This window comes from Streptomyces katrae (assembly GCF_000966975.1).
GTDB lineage: Bacteria > Actinomycetota > Actinomycetes > Streptomycetales > Streptomycetaceae > Streptomyces > Streptomyces katrae.
In genome coordinates, this window is the sequence record NZ_JZWV01001656.1 from 1 (window position 1) to 1,350 (window position 1,350).

Here is a 1,350-nt window from a genome sequence, read left to right on the forward strand (position 1 = left end):
AAACCCCCAAAGGAACGGGACGGATGTAAGGAGGGCATGCGGCTCCCTCAGCGAAGAGCCGGGGTGGTCGGGGGCCGCCTCGCCGGGCATCCGGGCCGACGTCCCTCCCCGGCGGGGCCGAAATCCGCGACAGATCGCTACGCGCTCCTCCCGTCTCAGCGTCCGACGACCGCCTTGGGCTGATACCTGCGCCAAAGGCCAATCACAGCGGCATTCCGGGCCGGTGGGCGCGTCAGATCTACGCGCTTCTCCCGTCTCAGCGTCCACCGCCCGCCTGGGGCAGCTCCCACTCCTATGCCCAGAAGGTGTCGGTGACGATGATCTGGGGCTCGGCATGGCGGCGGATGAAGGTGAAGACGAGCCACCCGCGTCCGCCCGCAAGGTCGGCGATGTGGGGTCCGCCTGGGCTCGTGGAGGCCAGAGGGCGGACCGTGATCCAGTGCGGAAGACCCAAGTCTGCGTCGATGCCTCGGAAGTAGGGGTCCGGGGCGGTGATCAGTTCGGCGCGGGCGGCCAGGATGAGTTGCTTGGCATCGGCGGGCATGGTGTCGAATTCCTGGCGGGCCTCGACTGTCCAGTCCATCTGCCAGGGCGGGGCCGGAGCTCGTCCGTCACTGGCCGGGCTCCACAGCGGCGGCGGCCCGCCGCAGACGGCTGTACTCGGCCAGGAGTCTGGCGGACTCCTCGGGATCTTCGGACGACGAGGCGCGAGCCTCGAGTTCGTGCAGGTGTGCATCCAGGGCGGGATCGCGGGAGATGGCGTACTGGGTCCACCACAACCGCATGAACGCGGGCACCGGCGTGAGGTTGAAAGCGTCTCCGATCGAACGCCGCCAGTGGGCTTCGAAGTCCGGTAGGAGGTGAGGGGCGTGCTCCTGGATGGCCAGACGCAGGGCCTGGGGCGTACGTTCAGGCATCGGCGGGACGCGACGGGCCTTGTCGTCGCCAGGGCCGTCGAAGTGCACGGGCTGCGCTGTCATGACGTAGGGGCTCCTGATCCGTTCTCAGGCAGCGTCCTGGTCAGCTGGCGCGGCGCCTGCCAACTGCCGATAGCGCTCGAACCATTCGGCGGGCACGAGGTAGGCCCCCGAGCGTCTTGCCCTTGCGGGTAATCGCTGCCGGCTCGCCCGCAATCCGCGTGCGGTCGAGGATCTCGCCCATCTGCTTGCGTAGGTCGATAGTCGTGTACGTTCTCGTCTCCATGCCTGACACGGTACTGGCAACTATCATAGTTGCGATAGTTCCACCCTCCAGAGACCATGCGGCGCGAACACCGCCCGAGTACGCGGCGATCGTTGCGCCCACCAGCCCCGGATGCGGTCCTGGTCGGCATTTGGTGCAGGTATCAGC

2 protein-coding genes are annotated in these 1,350 nt (G+C 67.8%); both read right to left on the reverse strand.

The window, feature by feature from the left end; all coding sequences use genetic code 11:
* Nucleotides 1-292: 292 nt before the first annotated feature.
* Nucleotides 293-583 (reverse strand): hypothetical protein, encoded by a 291-nt coding sequence (locus VR44_RS39880; protein ID WP_045952592.1) that lies wholly within the window; start codon nucleotides 581-583, stop codon nucleotides 293-295.
* Between the two features lie 28 nt (nucleotides 584-611).
* Nucleotides 612-980: a DUF6247 family protein gene (locus tag VR44_RS39885; protein ID WP_045952593.1), complete on the reverse strand. Its 369-nt coding sequence runs from the start codon at nucleotides 978-980 to the stop codon at nucleotides 612-614.
* Between the last annotated feature and the right edge of the window lie 370 nt (nucleotides 981-1,350).